At 61.4% G+C, this 15,553-nt stretch carries 18 protein-coding genes; 17 read left to right on the top strand and 1 reads right to left on the bottom strand.

What is annotated here, in order from left to right:
- The 12 genes from ACIQ47_RS11020 to ACIQ47_RS10965 form a co-directional block, all read left to right on the top strand.
- The coding region (locus ACIQ47_RS11020) for a PaaI family thioesterase (RefSeq protein WP_396438163.1) at positions 1-317 on the top strand (317 nt) is incomplete at its 5' end.
- Positions 318-390: 73 nt separating this feature from the next.
- Entirely contained in the window at positions 391-1,572 is a 1,182-nt protein-coding gene (locus tag ACIQ47_RS11015; protein WP_396438162.1) for an isovaleryl-CoA dehydrogenase, read from the top strand.
- Between the two features lie 10 nt (positions 1,573-1,582).
- Positions 1,583-2,224 (top strand): carbonate dehydratase, encoded by a 642-nt coding sequence (can, locus tag ACIQ47_RS11010; RefSeq protein WP_396438161.1) that lies wholly within the window; start codon positions 1,583-1,585, stop codon positions 2,222-2,224.
- Positions 2,193-2,738 (top strand): hypothetical protein, encoded by a 546-nt coding sequence (locus ACIQ47_RS11005; protein WP_396438160.1) that lies wholly within the window; start codon positions 2,193-2,195, stop codon positions 2,736-2,738. The genes can and ACIQ47_RS11005 overlap by 32 nt, the downstream gene beginning before the upstream one ends.
- Positions 2,739-2,749: 11 nt before the next feature.
- Positions 2,750-3,934: an acetyl-CoA C-acyltransferase gene (locus ACIQ47_RS11000; protein WP_396438159.1), complete on the top strand. Its 1,185-nt coding sequence runs from the start codon at positions 2,750-2,752 to the stop codon at positions 3,932-3,934.
- A gap of 83 nt (positions 3,935-4,017) precedes the next feature.
- Positions 4,018-4,695: an SDR family oxidoreductase gene (locus ACIQ47_RS10995; protein ID WP_396428872.1), complete on the top strand. Its 678-nt coding sequence runs from the start codon at positions 4,018-4,020 to the stop codon at positions 4,693-4,695.
- Between the two features lie 20 nt (positions 4,696-4,715).
- Positions 4,716-5,843 carry an acyl-CoA dehydrogenase family protein gene (locus tag ACIQ47_RS10990; RefSeq protein WP_396438158.1) on the top strand — a complete coding sequence of 376 codons (1,128 nt, stop codon included), beginning with the start codon at positions 4,716-4,718 and terminating at the stop codon, positions 5,841-5,843.
- Between the two features lie 49 nt (positions 5,844-5,892).
- On the top strand, positions 5,893-7,284 hold the full coding sequence (gene trkA, locus ACIQ47_RS10985) for a Trk system potassium transporter TrkA (RefSeq protein WP_396438157.1): 1,392 nt from the start codon (positions 5,893-5,895) through the stop codon (positions 7,282-7,284).
- Positions 7,284-8,747 carry a TrkH family potassium uptake protein gene (locus ACIQ47_RS10980; RefSeq protein WP_396438156.1) on the top strand — a complete coding sequence of 488 codons (1,464 nt, stop codon included), beginning with the start codon at positions 7,284-7,286 and terminating at the stop codon, positions 8,745-8,747. Before trkA ends, ACIQ47_RS10980 begins: the two co-directional genes overlap by 1 nt.
- A 45-nt stretch (positions 8,748-8,792) precedes the next feature.
- Positions 8,793-9,224 (top strand): rhodanese-like domain-containing protein, encoded by a 432-nt coding sequence (locus ACIQ47_RS10975; protein ID WP_396438155.1) that lies wholly within the window; start codon positions 8,793-8,795, stop codon positions 9,222-9,224.
- Positions 9,224-9,613, top strand: coding sequence for a YchJ family protein (locus tag ACIQ47_RS10970; RefSeq protein ID WP_396428876.1), 390 nt, complete (start codon positions 9,224-9,226; stop codon positions 9,611-9,613). The genes ACIQ47_RS10975 and ACIQ47_RS10970 overlap by 1 nt, the downstream gene beginning before the upstream one ends.
- 33 nt (positions 9,614-9,646) lie before the next feature.
- Positions 9,647-10,294, top strand: a complete 648-nt coding sequence (locus ACIQ47_RS10965; protein WP_296293773.1) for an HAD family phosphatase — start codon at positions 9,647-9,649, stop codon at positions 10,292-10,294.
- A gap of 289 nt (positions 10,295-10,583) precedes the next feature.
- Here the strand turns inward: ACIQ47_RS10965 and ACIQ47_RS10960 are convergent, their stop codons facing one another.
- Positions 10,584-11,636 (bottom strand): AraC family transcriptional regulator, encoded by a 1,053-nt coding sequence (locus ACIQ47_RS10960; protein ID WP_296293605.1) that lies wholly within the window; start codon positions 11,634-11,636, stop codon positions 10,584-10,586.
- Between the two features lie 132 nt (positions 11,637-11,768).
- Between ACIQ47_RS10960 and ACIQ47_RS10955 the strand changes: the two genes are divergently transcribed.
- The 5 genes from ACIQ47_RS10955 to ACIQ47_RS10935 are packed head-to-tail and all read left to right on the top strand — an operon-like array spanning position 11,769 to position 15,448.
- Entirely contained in the window at positions 11,769-13,376 is a 1,608-nt protein-coding gene (locus ACIQ47_RS10955) for a carboxyl transferase domain-containing protein (protein WP_296293606.1), read from the top strand.
- Positions 13,377-13,420: 44 nt separating this feature from the next.
- A complete protein-coding gene (locus ACIQ47_RS10950) occupies positions 13,421-13,741 on the top strand; it encodes a type II toxin-antitoxin system VapB family antitoxin (RefSeq protein ID WP_396428878.1) in 321 nt (106 codons plus the stop codon).
- Entirely contained in the window at positions 13,738-14,145 is a 408-nt protein-coding gene (locus ACIQ47_RS10945) for a PIN domain-containing protein (RefSeq protein ID WP_396438154.1), read from the top strand. Before ACIQ47_RS10950 ends, ACIQ47_RS10945 begins: the two co-directional genes overlap by 4 nt.
- A complete protein-coding gene (locus tag ACIQ47_RS10940) occupies positions 14,133-14,666 on the top strand; it encodes a DinB family protein (RefSeq protein WP_396438153.1) in 534 nt (177 codons plus the stop codon). Before ACIQ47_RS10945 ends, ACIQ47_RS10940 begins: the two co-directional genes overlap by 13 nt.
- Positions 14,663-15,448 carry an enoyl-CoA hydratase/isomerase family protein gene (locus ACIQ47_RS10935; protein WP_396438152.1) on the top strand — a complete coding sequence of 262 codons (786 nt, stop codon included), beginning with the start codon at positions 14,663-14,665 and terminating at the stop codon, positions 15,446-15,448. The genes ACIQ47_RS10940 and ACIQ47_RS10935 overlap by 4 nt, the downstream gene beginning before the upstream one ends.
- The last annotated feature ends 105 nt before the right edge of the window (positions 15,449-15,553 follow it).

The raw sequence follows: 15,553 nt of genomic DNA, 5'->3' as shown, positions 1-15,553 counted from the left end.
TGCCCTACAGCGACAAGGTCACGCAGCAACAAGGCGGCTATCACGGTGGTGCCATTGGCGCACTGGCGGACATTGCTGCCGGTTACGCGGCACTGACCGTGTCGCCAGAAGGCATGGAAGTCACCACCGTGGAATACAAGATCAACTTTCTTTCCAACTTTCAAGGCGGAGAAATTCGCGCCACCGGCCGCGTCACCAAGGCGGGCAAACGCATCATCGTCACCACGGCCGATGTGGTGCACATCGACGACACCGGCAAACGCTCAGATTGCGCAGTGATGCAGTCGACGTTGGTGCCCGTCGCCAAAACTTACTAGTGTGTTCAGCGTTGGGCGTTTTGCGTTCAGCGTGAAAGACAATTGCAACCGCTCAACGCTCAACGGAGAACCCATGAACAACTTGCCCGGCCTGAATTTCCAACTCGGTGAAGACATCGATGCCCTGCGCGACGCCGTGCGCGACTTTGCCCAAGCCGAAATCGCCCCCCGCGCTGCCGAGATCGACCGCAGCGACCAGTTCCCGATGGATCTGTGGCGCAAGATGGGTGATCTCGGGGTGTTGGGCATCACCGTGGGTGAGGAGTACGGCGGCGCGAACATGGGCTACTTGGCCCACATGATCGCCATGGAAGAAATTTCCCGTGCCAGCGCTTCTGTGGGTCTGAGCTACGGCGCGCACTCCAATTTGTGCGTGAACCAGATCAAGCGCAACGGCACCCCCGAGCAGCGTGCCAAGTACCTGCCCAAGCTCATCAGCGGTGAGCATGTGGGCGCTTTGGCCATGTCTGAACCTGGCGCGGGCTCGGACGTGCTGAGCATGAAGCTCAAGGCAGAAGACAAGGGCGGCTTCTTCCTGCTCAACGGCTCCAAGATGTGGATCACCAACGGCCCGGATGCCGACACCCTGGTGGTCTATGCCAAGAGCGAGCCCGAGTTGGGCGCGCGCGGCGTCACGGCCTTTTTGATCGAAAAGGGCATGAAGGGTTTTTCCATCGCGCAAAAACTTGACAAGCTGGGCATGCGCGGCAGCCACACAGGCGAGCTGGTGTTCAACAACGTCGAAGTGCCTGCCGAGAACATTCTGGGTGGCCTGAACAATGGCGCCAAGGTGCTGATGAGCGGTCTGGATTACGAGCGCGCTGTGCTCACGGGTGGCCCCTTGGGCATCATGCAAGCTGTCATGGACAACGTGATCCCCTACATCCACGACCGCAAGCAGTTTGGCCAGAGCATTGGCGAGTTCCAGCTGATCCAGGGCAAAGTGGCCGACATGTACACCGTGTTGCAAGCCGGTCGCTCGTTTGCCTACACCGTGGCCAAAAACCTCGACTTGTTGGGTGTGGAGCATGTGCGCCAAGTGCGCAAGGACTGCGCCAGCGTCATCTTGTGGACCGCCGAAAAAGCCACCTGGATGGCGGGCGAAGGCGTGCAGATCTTTGGTGGCAACGGCTACATCAACGAATACCCGCTGGGCCGTTTGTGGCGCGATGCCAAGCTGTACGAAATCGGCGCGGGCACGAGCGAAATTCGCCGCATGCTGATCGGCCGCGAGCTGTTCGCCGAAACCTGCTGAGGCACAGACCATGCAAACACTGCTTGCCAATAACCGAGAATGGGCCGCACGCATGGTGCGCGAGGATCCCGATTTCTTCAAGCGTCTGGCCAACCAGCAATCGCCCCGCTTCTTGTGGATAGGCTGCTCGGACAGCCGGGTGCCCGCCAACCAAATCACCGGTCTGGACCCGGGCGAAGTGTTTGTGCACCGCAATGTCGCCAACTTGGTGGTGCACTCCGACCTCAATGCCCTGTCAGTCATTCAGTACGCCGTCGACGTCCTGAAGGTTGAGCAGATCATGGTGGTGGGTCATTACGGCTGTGGTGGTGTGCTGGCCACGCTGCGGGGCATGCGTGTGGGCTTGGTCGACAACTGGTTACGCCATGTGCACGACGTCAAGGTGCGGCACCGTCGCCGCCTCGATCATTTGCCAGTGGCAGAACAGGAAGACGTTCTGTGCGAAATGAACGTGATCGAGCAAGTGGGCAACGTGGCGTTGACCAATGTGGTTCAGGACGCCTGGGCCCGTGGCCAGAAAATCAGCGTGCACGGCTGGTGCTATGGCATCAAGGACGGCCTGGCCAAAGACCTGGGGGTGAGCATGAGCCATCCGGGCGAGGTGCTGGGTGTGTTTCGCCATGCGCTCAAGCGCTATCCGAGAGGCGGCTGAGCGCCGAGTGCCCATGAGCTTGGCCGAACTTCTGGAGATGGGCAGTTATGCGGTGACCGTGTTCGGTCTGCCCTACGCCGTCTGGGTGTTCTGGCTCGAGCAGCGCAAGGAGCGCGAAAACGAAGAAGAAGAGGCCTACCAACACCTGTCGGACGCCTACAACGACTTTTTGAAAGTGGTGCTGGACCACGCCGATCTTCAGCTGCGCACCAACCAGGCCCTGCCCAACCCCAGCCCTGAGCAAAAAGAGCGCATGTTGATCATTTTCGACATGCTCATTGCGCTGTTTGAACGCGCCTATCTGATCGCTTATCGCGAGGAAATGAGCGCCACCGAACAGCGGCGTTGGAACTCCTGGGACGACTACATGCGCGAGTGGTGCAGGCGCGACGACTTCCGCCGATCCCTGCCCCTCTTGCTGCGCGGCGAAGACCCCGATTTTGTGGCCTACATCCGCCGCATCGCCGAAGAAGAAACCGGCGAACACCTCATCATTGCCGACATCCATGCCTGAAAGGAATCCACATGTCACACGATCCGATTGTTATCGTCAGCGCCGCCCGCACCCCCATGGGCAGCTTTCAGGGTGACTTTTCTGCACTGGCCGCCCACGACTTGGGTGGCGCAGCCATCAAAGCCGCCGTTGAGCGCGCAGGCATCAGCCCCGAGCTGGTCACCGAGGTGCTTTTTGGCAACTGCCTGATGGCAGGCCAGGGCCAGGCGCCAGCGCGTCAAGCGGGCTTCAAGGGTGGTTTGCCCAAGAGCGCGGGCGCGGTCACGCTGTCCAAGATGTGCGGCTCGGGCATGCGTGCGGCCATGTTCGCCCACGACATGCTGGTCGCCGGTACGCACGATGTGCTGGTGGCCGGTGGCATGGAGAGCATGACCAACGCGCCCTTTCTTCTGCTCAAGGGTCGGGGTGGTTACCGCATGGGGCACGACAAAATTTACGACCACATGATGCTCGACGGACTGGAAGACGCCTACGAGGCTGGTCGCAGCATGGGCACCTTTGGCGAAGACTGCGCGGCCAAATACAGCTTCACACGTGCCGAGCAAGACCACTTTGCCACCACCAGCGTGCAGCGCGCCAAGGCCGCCACCGAGTCGGGTGCTTTTGCGGCCGAGATCACGCCCGTCACGGTGAAAGACCGCAGCGGCGAACGCGTGGTGTCCATCGACGAAGGCCCCGGCAAAGTCAAGCTCGACAAGATCACCAGCCTCAAGCCCGCCTTCAAGAAAGACGGCACCATCACCGCCGCCAGCAGCTCGTCCATCAACGACGGCGCGGCCGCCATGGTGCTGATGCGCGAAAGCACCGCGGCCAAGCTCGGCTGCAAACCGCTGGCCCGCATCGTGAGCCACGCCACCCACGCGCAAGAGCCCGAGTGGTTTGCCACCGCACCCGTGGGCGCGACCCAAAAGGCCTTGGCCAAAGCGGGCTGGACGGTGCAAGACGTCGACCTGTGGGAAGTCAACGAAGCCTTTGCCGTGGTGCCCATGGCGCTCATGAAAGAGCTGAACGTGCCGCACGACAAGGTCAACGTCAACGGCGGCGCCTGCGCCCTGGGTCACCCGATTGGCGCATCCGGTGCCCGCATCATGGTCACGCTGATCCACGCCCTGAAAGCCCGTGGCCTCAAGAAGGGTCTGGCCACGTTGTGCATTGGCGGTGGCGAAGGCACGGCGGTGGCGCTCGAACTGGTGTAATTTCACGGTAGCAGCGGCCTCTGGCCGCGATATCGCAAACCCGTTTTTCGCGGCCAGAGGCCGCTACTGTCTACACAAACACTATGAAAACCATCCTCCTCATTGGCGCATCGCGCGGCATCGGTTTTGAACTGGCCAGCCAGTACATCGCCGACGGCTGGCGTGTGATCGCCACGGCCCGTAGCGATGAGGGGCTTGAACGCCTGAAGGCTTTGGGCGCGCAAACCCTGCGCTTGGACGTGGCCAACCCGGCCAGCAACTCTGGGCTGTCTTGGCAGCTCGACGGTGAAAAAATCGACCTGGCCATTTATGTGGCCGGCGCCATGGACCGCGCCAGTGCGAACACGCCGCCCGCCCGCGACAGCTTTGACGCCGTGATGCACACCAACGTGATGGGCGCGATGCAGGTCATCCCGCAAATCGCGCCCATGGTGCAAGAAACACAGGGCGTGATCGCCTGCATCAGCTCGATCATGGGCAGTCTGCAAGCAACCACCAGCGGTAACGCCGCGCTCTACCGCGTGAGCAAGGCCGCCCTCAATATGGTGGTGCGCTGCACGCAAGCCGAGCAGCCTGATGTGTCCGTTCTGGCCATCCACCCTGGCTGGGTGCAGACCGACATGGGCGGCGCGGCTGCCCCGCTCACGCCTGAGCAAAGCGCAAGCAGCTTGCGCCAAACGTTGAACCGTATCCTTGAACAACGCGACCCGACACAGCGTGGCGCATTTTTGAACCACGACGGCCAGACCCTGCCCTGGTGACCCGATAAAGAAAGAGCCCCATGCTGCTGACCCCCGACCAGGAAATGATCCGCGAAGCGGTACGCGACTTTGCCCAGCGCGAACTGTGGCCCCATGCGGCCGAGTGGGACAAAAAGCACCACTTCCCCAAAGACGTGCACAAGGGCCTGGCCGAGCTGGGTGCGTATGGCATTTGTGTGCCCGAAGCCTTGGGCGGCGCGGGTCTGGACTATGTGACGCTGGCGCTGGTGCTCGAAGAAATCGCGGCCGGTGACGGCGGCACCAGCACGGTGATCAGCGTGACCAACTGCCCTGTGAACGCCATTTTGATGATGTACGGCAACGCCGCGCAAAAAGCGCAGTGGCTCACGCCCTTGGCCCAAGGCCAGATGCTCGGCGCGTTTTGCCTGACCGAGCCGCATGTGGGCTCGGACGCTTCGGCCCTGCGGACCACCGCTGTGAAAGACGGCGATGGCTACGTCATCAACGGCGTCAAACAGTTCATCACCAGCGGCCAAAATGGCGATGTGGCCATCGTGATCGCGGTCACCGACAAAGGCGCGGGCAAAAAAGGCCTGAGCGCTTTCATCGTGCCCACCCGCACCCCGGGCTACGTGGTGGCGCGCCTGGAAGACAAGCTGGGCCAGCACAGCAGCGACACCGCGCAGATCAACTTCGACAACTGCCGCATTCCCGCCGAAAACCTGATCGGCCAAGAGGGCGAGGGCTACAAAATTGCCCTGTCGTCTTTGGAGGGCGGGCGCATCGGCATTGCCGCGCAAAGCCTGGGCATGGCGCGCAGCGCTTTGGAGGTGGCGATTGACTACGCCAAGCAGCGCGAAAGCTTTGGCACCGCCATCTTCAACCACCAGGCGGTGGGCTTTCGTTTGGCCGATTGCGCCACGCAACTCGAAGCGGCGCGCCAGCTGATTTGGCACGCGGCCAGCTTGCGCGATGCGGGCCGCCCGTGCCTCAAAGAAGCCGCCATGGCCAAGCTGTTTGCCAGCGAAGTCGCTGAAAAAGTCTGCTCAGCGGCCATCCAGACCCTGGGGGGTTACGGCTATGTGAGCGACTTCCCGGTGGAGCGCATTTACCGCGATGTGCGGGTGTGCCAAATTTATGAAGGCACCAGCGACGTGCAGAAAATCATCATCCAGCGCGCACTTTGAACGCCTGAATGACCGTCTGACGCCGGTCATTGACGTATGATTTCAACTTATGAATATCATCATCCTCGGCGCTGGCCGCGTGGGCGAAAGCGTCGCTGAAAGCCTGGTTTCCGAGCAAAATGACATCACCGTCATCGACCAGGACCCGGCTCGTCTGAGGCTTCTGGAAGAGCGCTTGGACTTGCGTGGCGTGGTGGGCAACGGCATCCAGCCTTCGGTGTTGCGCGAGGCGGGGGCCAAAGACGCCGACATGATCATCGCCTGCGCGGCGGCCGACGAATCGAATCTGGTGGTCTGCAAGATCGCCCACGATGTGTTCAACATCCCCACCACCATTGCCCGTTTGCGATCGCCCGAGTTCAACGAGGGCGATGAATTGTTGGGCAAAACCGGTTTTTCGGTCGACCATGTGATCTGCCCCGAAGAATCGGTGATGCGCTACATCGAGCAGCTCATCCAGTACCCTGAGGCCTTGCAGGTGTTGGAGTTTGCCGAGGGCCGCGTCAGCCTGATCGTGGTGCGTGCAGCGGCCGACAGCTTGCTGGTCAACCACACCATTGCCGAGTTTCGCGACCGTCTGCCGCATGCCGAGATGCGCGTGGTGGCCTTGTACCGCCAAGACACCCGGATCGACGCCACGCCCGAGACGCGCATTCTGCCCGGTGACGAGGTGTTTGTGCTGGCCGACAAGGACAAAATTCGCCTCGTTTTGGCAGGTATTCACACCACCGACAAGCCGGTGCAGCGACTGATGCTGGCAGGGGGCGGCAAAGTCGGCTTGCGTTTGGCGCGCATTCTGGCGGGCCAGTACGACGTGAAACTGATCGAACGCGACAAGAAGCGCTGTGAATACCTGGCCAGCCAACTGCCGTCCAGCATGTTGATTTTGAATGGGGACGGCGCTGACGAAGACCTGCTGCACGAAGAGAACGTGGGCGAGATGGACCTGTTTCTGGCCTTGACCAGCGACGACGAGGACAACATCATGTCGGCCATGCTGGCCAAGCGCATGGGGGCACGTCGCGTCATGGCGCTGATCAACCGCCGCGCTTATGCCGACATGATGCAAGGCAGCACCATCGACATCGCGATTTCGCCCGCGCAAACCGTCATTGGCGAGCTGCTGGCGCATTTGCGGCGGGGCGATGTGGCGGCGGTGCACAGCCTGCGCCGGGGCGCGGCAGAAGCCCTGGAGGGCATTGCGCGGGGTGACATCAAAACCTCCAAACTGGTGGGCCGACGTGTCGAAGAAGTCAAACTGCCCAAGGGGGTCAGCATGGGGGCCATTGTGCGCGGCGAGGGTAAAAAATCCGAAGTGCTGATGCCGCACCACGACACGCTGATCGAGGCCGATGACCACATCATCTTGTTCATCCCCAACAAGCGCGATGTGCGCGCGGTGGAAAAACTCTTTCAGGTCGGTGCGACCTTTTTTGGCTGATGCTCAAAACCTTCTTCCCCGTGCTGTCCGTGATGGCGCGCATCTTGATCGCGTTCTCGTTCACTTTTTTGGTGCCGGGCATCTGGGCCTGGTTTGAAGACCACCACGACCTGCAGTGGATCTGGCTGGCGGGTTTTGGCTTGACGGCAGCGAGCGGTTTGCTGCTGGCGGCCATCACGCAACGCCACCGCCGAGAAATGTTGGCCAAAGACGGCTTTTTGTTGGTCAACATGGTTTGGTTGGTCTTGCCTGCTTACTCGGCATTGCCGCTCATGTTTCTGGTGCCCGACATCTCCTGGTTCAAGGCCTACTTTGAAGCCATGAGCGCGCTCACGGCCACCGGGGCGACGGCCTTGTCGGGGTTGGAGCACTTGCCTGTGTCGGTGAACATCTGGCGCTGTTTTCTACAACTCATCGGCGGCCTGGGCATCATGCTGCTGGTGGTGGCGGTGTTGCCCATGCTGGGTCTGGGCGGCGTGCAGCTGTACAAGGCCGAAACCCCCGGTCCCATGAAAGACACCAAATTCACGCCACGCATTTCCGAGACGGCGCGCGGCCTGTGGGGCGTGTACTTTGTGTTTTCGGGTGCTTGCTTGCTGGCCTACCGCTGGGCGGGCATGAGCTGGGCCGATGCCTTCATGCACATGTGCACCACCATGGGCTTGGGCGGATTCTCTTCCTACGATGCCAGCTTTGCGCATTTCAACTCGCCCTTGATAGAAAGCGTGGCCATCGTCTTCATGACGCTGGCAGGCATCAGCTTTGTGCGCTATTTTGTGGTGCTGCGGACCCTGTCGCTCAAGCCTGTGACCAACGACCATGAAATTCGCACCTACTTTGCTGTGCTGGTCTTGGCCACTGTGCTGCTGACGGGTTTGTTGATGGCCCATGGCGTGTACAACGACTGGGCCCATGCCCTGCGCGTGAGCGCTTTCCATGTCGTGTCTCTGGCCACCACCACCGGCTATGCGGCCACCGACTATGCGCTGTGGCCCGTGTTTGCGCCGGTCTTGCTGATGTTTTTGGGCTGCTTTGTCTCGTGCGCGGGCTCCACCGGGGGCGGCATCAAAATGGTGCGCATGATCTTGCTGGTCAAGCAAGCGCGACGAGAGCTGGTGCGCATCATTCACCCGCGCGTCATCAACCCGGTCACGCTGGGAGGTGGGATCATGCCCATGTCGGTCATGACGGCGGTGCTGGGCTTCATGCTCATTTATGGCGGGGCCACCATGGGCCTGAGCATGTTGCTTTTGCTCAGTGGCATGGACATCGTCACCGCGTTTTCTGCGGTGATCGCCACCGTCAACAACATCGGCCCGGGGCTGGGCGAAGTGGGGCCCTCGGGCAACTATGGCGGCCTGAACCCCTTTCAGCTGGGCGTGCTGACCTTTGCCATGTTGCTGGGCCGCCTGGAGTTGCTGTCGGTGCTGGTGCTGTTCAGCTCGCACTTTTGGCGAAAATAAACCCACCCTCAATCGCCGCTGTTCAATACACACAAGGAGACAGACATGCCCATCACCAAAGGATTTCAGGCGCTCGTGGACGAAGCCATGGCCCAAGTTACGACGCACAGCGTGGACGCGGTGCGTGCCCGCATGGGCGACCCGAACGTTCAAATCGTTGACATTCGCGACCCGCGGGAGCTCGAGCGCGATGGCACCGTGCCAGGCGCTTTGCTGGCCCCGCGTGGCATGCTCGAATTCTGGGTGGACCCGGCATCGCCCTACTTCAAGCCGGTGTTCGCTGACGAAAGCAAGGAGTTCATCTTGTTTTGCGGCGCAGGCTGGCGCAGCGCCCTGGCCACCAAAACCCTGCAAGACATGGGCATGAGCAACGTCGCCCACATCGACGGCGGATTCACCGCCTGGAAAAAAGCTGCGGCACCCATCGTCACCATGGAACAACACAAGGCCGAAAGCGCAGCGCGAAAAGGCGCTTGATGGTGACGCCTTGTCCCTGCGGCCGCAGCACGGCCAAAGGCCAAGCGATGACCCTGGAGGCATGCTGCGGCCTGTACCACGCGGGCCAGCCCACGCCTGATGCCGAAAGCCTGATGCGCTCGCGCTACAGCGCTTTTGTGCGGGGCGATGTGCCTTATCTGCTGGCCACTTGGCACAGCAGTCAGCGCCCCGCTGAGCTGACGCTCGAAGCCGGGGCCAAGTGGCTGGGTCTGGAAATCAAGCAGCACCACGTCACCGGTGCCGATTCGGCCGAGGTCGATTTCGTTACACGTTTCAGGTTGGGCGGGAAAGCCGTGCGACAGCACGAACGCAGCCGTTTTGTGCGCGAAGACGGTCGCTGGTTTTATGTGGATGGCGATGAGCTTTGAGCGGCCCCAGTGACTGACCGTATGATCCCCCGCATGAACTTTGAAGCCATTCTTTTTGATTGCGACGGTGTGCTGGTGGACAGCGAAGCCATCACCTGCGGCGTGCTACGTGACATGTTTGAAGAGCAGGGTTGGCGCATGACGCTGGCCGAGTGCATGCAGCGCTTTGTGGGCCACACCGTCAAAAGCCAACGCAGCATCATCGAAGCGCACACCGGCGTGCCGCTGACCGACGTTTGGCTGGAGCAGTTTTACGCCCTTCGCAACGAACGCCTCACCCAAGACATCGCTGCCATTGAGGGCGTGCACGAAGCGGTGGCGCACCTGCACGAGCACTGCCAAGGCCGCATCGCGGTGGCATCGGGGGCCGACCGGTTCAAGGTCGAGATGATGCTCAAGCAAGTCGGTCTGATGGACTTTTTTGAAGGCCGCATTTTCAGCGGCCATGAAATGCCGCGCAGCAAACCGCACCCTGATGTGTATTTGGCCGCAGCAGCGCACTTGCAAATTGATCCGGCGCGCTGCCTGGTGGTGGAAGACACCACCGTGGGCATCACGGCGGGGGTGGCTGCAGGGGCCACGGTGTGGGCTTATGCGCCACCCGGCGCTGACGCCCATGCCCTGCGCCAGGCCGGTGCGGCGCAGGTGTTTGAGCACATGCGGGGTTTGCGGCTCGGGTGAAGAGGTGCTGGGTTGATGGGGTTAGGATTTCATGATTGCTTCTGAGTTGGCACGCTGACTCTAAAAATAGATAGTCGCTTTTCTCAGCAAGTCTTTAGTTCTGCTGGTGAATTGAAGTGGTTTTGTCAATGACCACTTTTGCATGATCGAAGCAACGGATTTCTGGCTCATTCGGGTGCCGCTTATTTGCTTGTAAGTTGCTTGATCAGGCATTAGATCTTGGACAAATTTAAAGACAAGATCGGGCAAATTTAAATTTTGAGGGTTTTTCCTACAGGTAAAAGCCAGTTTAGCTGGGCTGAGATGGCTGATGAGACCTCACCCCCTCCGGCGTGACCCCCGTCCACCCCTTGAAGGCCCGCATGAAGCTTTTTTCGTTCTGAAACCCGACCTCGGCGGCGATCTGTTTGATGGGACGCTGCGTGCGCAGCAGCAGCTCGGTGGCCAGGTCGCGGCGAACGGCGTCTTTGAGTTGCTGCAGGCTGGCGCCCTCTTCTTTCAGTTGCCGGTGCAGGGTGCGCGCCGACAAGTTGAGCCAGGCCGCCAGGTCGTCGGCGTTGCGGCTGTGTTCGGGGTGTTCGGCCAGGGTTTGGCGCACTTTTTCCACCAGCAAGCGGTCGCGGCGGTAAGGGCGCACCGTGAGCAGCAGGGCGCGTTGCAGCATGCGCTGCAAAGCCGCTTCGTCGCGGCGCACCGGCAAGCTCAGGTAACCGGCGTCGAACTGCAGGCTGTGCGTGGGCGCGTTGAATTGCGTGGGGCCGTCAAACAGCACACGGTAACTTTCTTCATGCAGTGGCGGGGCAAAGCGCAAAGTGGTTTGCACCAGCGGAATGCGCGAGTCGGTCAGCCAGCAGGCCACGCCCAGTGCATTGCGCAGTACCGAGACCACGGCAAACTCCTGCAATGTTCCCAGCGGGCGGTGTTCGTGCAATTGCAGGTGCGCCACGCCCGCCTCGGTGCTGACTTGCAGGTGGATGTCGTCGGTCAATAACCCGTGGTGGCGGCACCAGCGCTGCAGGGCCACACCCAAGGTGGGCGCGGTCAGTGAGGCGCGCACCAGCATGCCGTAGCTGCCCCAAGGCAGGCGACGGCTGAACCAGCCCAGGGCTTCGTCGTCCAGCGCCCGCATGGCGGTGGCCGACAGCCATTCCATTTGCAGGGCGGTGATGCGTGCCTCGGGCTGGTGCAGGGTGTCTGGCGCAATTTGTGCCTCGGTCAGGGCGGGCAGCGGGTCCATGCCGCGTTGGGTATAGGCCTGTGCGATCGCTTTGACGAAAGTCATGGGTGTCTCGGCGCGGCCGGTGTGGGTCGGGCGAGGTGGGTCAGGCGAGTGCGGGTTCATGGGCCTTGAAATTGTGGCACGATTTGCAACCCATTTGACACCCTCCAACCGGGCGCAGGTCTTAAGCTGGCAGGCATTGCCCCACAGGCGCGGTGTTTGCCGTGTGCCCGGGGCCACAGCCAAGGAAGACACATGACTGTTTTGCACTCCCAACTGAACCCGCGTTCGGCCGACTTTCAAGCCAATGCCGCCGCCATGCGTGGCTTGGTGGACGACCTGCGCGCCCACCTGGAGCGCGTGGCTTTGGGTGGCGGTGATGCGCCCCGCGCCAAGCACACCGCCCGGGGCAAACTGCTGCCGCGTGACCGCGTGCAGATGCTGCTCGACCCCGGCACGCCTTTCCTCGAAGTCGCGCCATTGGCTGCCCTCAACATGTACAACAACGATGCGCCCAGTTCGGGCGTGATCGTGGGCATTGGCCGCGTGAGCGGGGTGGACTGCATGATCGTGTGCAACGACGCCACGGTGAAGGGCGGCACCTATTACCCCCTCACGGTAAAAAAGCATTTGCGCGCGCAAGAGATCGCGCAGCAAAACCACTTGCCCTGCATCTATTTGGTGGACTCTGGCGGTGCCAACTTGCCCAACCAGGACGAGGTCTTTCCGGATCGCGACCACTTTGGCCGCATCTTCTTCAACCAGGCCAACATGAGCGCGTTGGGCATTTCGCAGATCGCCGTGGTCATGGGCTCGTGCACCGCAGGTGGCGCGTACGTGCCCGCCATGAGTGACGAAACCATCATTGTCAAAAACCAGGGCACCATCTTTTTGGGCGGCCCGCCACTGGTCAAGGCCGCCACGGGTGAGGTGGTGAGTGCCGAAGACTTGGGCGGTGGCGATGTGCACACGCGACTGTCGGGTGTGGCCGACCATTTGGCGCAAAACGATGTGCATGCCCTGGCCTTGGCGCGCCAGGCTGTGAAAAATCTGAACGCCCAAAAGGCCCCCAACATCGCCACGCACGCACCCGTGCCGCCGCTGTTGGATGCGCAAGAGTTGTATGGCGTGATCCCCACCGACACGCGCAAGCCTTTTGATGTGCGCGAGATCATCGCCCGCATCGTCGACGGCTCGGAGTTCGACGAATTCAAATCGCGCTTTGGCACCACCTTGATCTGTGGCTTTGCCCGCATCGAAGGCATGCCGGTGGGCATCATCGCCAACAACGGCATCTTGTTCAGCGAGTCGGCGCTCAAGGGCGCGCACTTCATCGAGCTGTGCTGCCAGCGCAAGATCCCGCTGGTGTTTTTGCAAAACATCACCGGCTTCATGGTGGGCCGCAAATACGAAAACGAAGGCATCGCCCGCAACGGCGCGAAGATGGTCACGGCTGTGGCGACGGCCGCTGTGCCCAAGTTCACCATCATCATTGGCGGCAGCTTTGGTGCAGGCAACTACGGCATGTGTGGCCGCGCTTACTCGCCCCGTTTCTTGTGGATGTGGCCCAACGCCCGCATCTCCGTCATGGGCGGCGAGCAGGCGGCGAGCGTCTTGGCCACGGTCAAGCGTGACGGCATCGAGGGCAAGGGTGGCCAATGGAGCGCCGACGAAGAGGCCGCGTTCAAGGCCCCCATCAAAGAACAGTACGAGGTGCAGGGCCACCCCTATTACGCCACTGCCCGCCTGTGGGACGACGGCATCATCGACCCGGCCGACACCCGCCGCGTGCTGGCGCTGGGCTTGAGTGCATCGCTGAATGCACCGATTCCCGAGACGAAATTTGGACTTTTCCGCATGTGATGTGTATCATTTTATAAATTCATACACATTCAAGAGGTTTCAAAGTGCGCACCAACATCGTGATCGACGACAAGCTCATGGCCGATGTCATGGCCTCGGGTGATTTCAAGACAAAGAGGGACGCGGTCGAAGAGGGCTTGCGCTTGCTCAAGCGCAAGAAGGCTTATGCGGCGTTGTTGGCCGCGCGTGGCACTTTGTTTTGGGACGATTCCGACGAAGCCTGGGCCAAGGCGCGCGAAGAGAGGCAACTTGCAGAGACCGTGCAAGAACCTGTGGCTGCTTATGTGGTCAAACCAGCGGTGAAGGGCCGCAAATCCCGAGCAGCAACTGACACCCGACTGCCAGCTAAAGGTAAATCAGCATGATTTTGGTGGACTCCAGCGTGCTGATCGATCACTTTCGAGGCACGATCAACCCACAGACCCAACAGCTCAAGCACTGGCTCTCCGGGCAAGAGGGACCACCCGACATTGGTGTGGCCGATTTGGTTATTTTTGAGGTGTTGCGAGGCTTCTCCACGGCCAGTGCCCAGGCCCGGGTGCGCGACCTTTTGCTGGACTTGGAAGTGGTGGAGATCGGTGGCCTCGACAACGCCTTGCAGGCGGCCACGCTTTATCAACGGTTGCGCCAGTCTGGCCGTACCGTGCACAGCCCCATTGACGTGCTGCTGGCCAGCTACTGCATGGCCCACGGCCACACGCTGCTGCACCGCGACGCGGATTTTGAATCGTTCAAAACTTTGGGAGGACTGGACACATGGCCACAATGAACACATCGACTTGGCACACCCACTTCAGCGGTCTGGCGCGTTACCACGTCTGGGCCACACACCGCTTGCTCGAAGCGGTCTCGCGCGTGTCAGCCGAAGACTACCAACGCGACGTGGGCCTGTTTTTCAAAAGCATCCACGGCACGCTGAACCACATGCTGGTGGCCGAGCACCTGCTTTGGTATGCGCGTTTTTCAAAAGGCGCATCGCCGGTGCTGGCCCTCAATACCGAGATCGAGCCCCACCGCGAACGCCTAGCACAGGCGCTCAAGGGCGGTTCGGCGAATTGGACGTCCCTGATCGGTACCTGGCCCGCCGAGCGTTTTGACGGCCAACTGGATTACCGAACCAGCCAAGGCGACCCCCTGTCCTTGCCGTTTGCGGCCACCTTGGCGCATGTCTTCAACCACGCCACCCACCACCGTGGGCAGATCACGGCGGCAATGACGGCCATGGGCCAGCCTTGCCCGGAGCTGGACATGGTGTACTTCCTTTTGGCAGAACAGGCCCCCAAAGCATGAGCACAGCACTGAAAATTTCGACCCAAAGCGGCGTGCGCACCATCACGCTGTCACGCCCCGATGTGCGCAACGCCTTCAACGACGACGTCATAGCCGAGCTGAAAACCGCTTTTCTGGCGGTGGCCCAAGACCCGGCCGTGCGCTGCGTGGTGTTGGCCGCAGAGGGCTCTGCCTTTTGCGCCGGTGCCGACTTGAACTGGATGCGTCGAATGGCCGATTACACCCGGGACGAAAACCTGGCCGACGCGGGCGAGCTGGCCGCCATGTTGCGGGCCATTTACGCATGCCCCCAACCCACCATCGCCCGTGTGCAAGGCGATGTGTACGCGGGCGGCATGGGCCTGGTGGCGGCGTGTGACATGGCGGTGAGCGTGGACACGGCGAACTACTGCCTGAGCGAAGTCAAGCTGGGCCTGATCCCCGCGACCATCAGCCCCTATGTGATCCGCGCCATGGGCGCGCGTGCGGCGCACCGCTACTTTTTGACGGCCGAGCGCTTTGGCGCGGCCGAGGCGCACCGGATCGGACTGGTGCACGAGGTGGTGAGCGCCGACGCGCTGGACGCCAAAGTGGCCGATCTGACCCAAGCGCTGGTGAGCGCCAGCCCTCACGCCGTGCGCGCTTGCAAAAAGCTGGTGCAAGACGTGGCCGAACGCGAAATCAACGACGCGCTGGTCGCGCAGACGGTGGCGGGCATCGCCGACATCCGTGCCAGCAGCGAAGGCAAGGAGGGCGTGCAGTCCTTTTTGCAAAAACGCAAACCCAACTGGCTGTTGGCTTGAGCGTGCTGGCATGACATGGCTTCGTGGTCTGTTGGGGTTCGGTGCTTACTGGTGGGCGGTTTTGGCGTGCGCGCAAACGCCTGCCGAATTGCCGGTCGCCAAAGA

The organism is Limnohabitans sp., from assembly GCF_044373035.1.
Classification (GTDB): domain Bacteria; phylum Pseudomonadota; class Gammaproteobacteria; order Burkholderiales; family Burkholderiaceae_C; genus Limnohabitans_A.
This window is presented reverse-complemented; position numbering and strand designations above follow the sequence as displayed.

Bases quoted from the DNA above. Each gene is read 5' to 3' on its own strand.
- trkA (WP_396438157.1), top strand. From the start codon at position 5,893: ATGAATATCATCATCCTCGGCGCTGGCCGCGTGGGCGAAAGCGTCGCT.
- ACIQ47_RS10945 (WP_396438154.1), top strand. From the start codon at position 13,738: ATGATTTTGGTGGACTCCAGCGTGCTGATCGATCACTTTCGAGGCACG.
- can (WP_396438161.1), top strand. From the start codon at position 1,583: ATGCAAACACTGCTTGCCAATAACCGAGAATGGGCCGCACGCATGGTG.
- ACIQ47_RS10960 (WP_296293605.1), bottom strand. From the start codon at position 11,636: ATGAACCCGCACTCGCCTGACCCACCTCGCCCGACCCACACCGGCCGC.
- ACIQ47_RS10975 (WP_396438155.1), top strand. From the start codon at position 8,793: ATGCCCATCACCAAAGGATTTCAGGCGCTCGTGGACGAAGCCATGGCC.
- ACIQ47_RS11015 (WP_396438162.1), top strand. From the start codon at position 391: ATGAACAACTTGCCCGGCCTGAATTTCCAACTCGGTGAAGACATCGAT.
- ACIQ47_RS10995 (WP_396428872.1), top strand. From the start codon at position 4,018: ATGAAAACCATCCTCCTCATTGGCGCATCGCGCGGCATCGGTTTTGAA.
- ACIQ47_RS11000 (WP_396438159.1), top strand. From the start codon at position 2,750: ATGTCACACGATCCGATTGTTATCGTCAGCGCCGCCCGCACCCCCATG.
- ACIQ47_RS11005 (WP_396438160.1), top strand. From the start codon at position 2,193: ATGCGCTCAAGCGCTATCCGAGAGGCGGCTGAGCGCCGAGTGCCCATG.
- ACIQ47_RS10940 (WP_396438153.1), top strand. From the start codon at position 14,133: ATGGCCACAATGAACACATCGACTTGGCACACCCACTTCAGCGGTCTG.
- ACIQ47_RS10980 (WP_396438156.1), top strand. From the start codon at position 7,284: ATGCTCAAAACCTTCTTCCCCGTGCTGTCCGTGATGGCGCGCATCTTG.
- ACIQ47_RS10970 (WP_396428876.1), top strand. From the start codon at position 9,224: ATGGTGACGCCTTGTCCCTGCGGCCGCAGCACGGCCAAAGGCCAAGCG.
- ACIQ47_RS10955 (WP_296293606.1), top strand. From the start codon at position 11,769: ATGACTGTTTTGCACTCCCAACTGAACCCGCGTTCGGCCGACTTTCAA.
- ACIQ47_RS10965 (WP_296293773.1), top strand. From the start codon at position 9,647: ATGAACTTTGAAGCCATTCTTTTTGATTGCGACGGTGTGCTGGTGGAC.
- ACIQ47_RS10990 (WP_396438158.1), top strand. From the start codon at position 4,716: ATGCTGCTGACCCCCGACCAGGAAATGATCCGCGAAGCGGTACGCGAC.
- ACIQ47_RS10935 (WP_396438152.1), top strand. From the start codon at position 14,663: ATGAGCACAGCACTGAAAATTTCGACCCAAAGCGGCGTGCGCACCATC.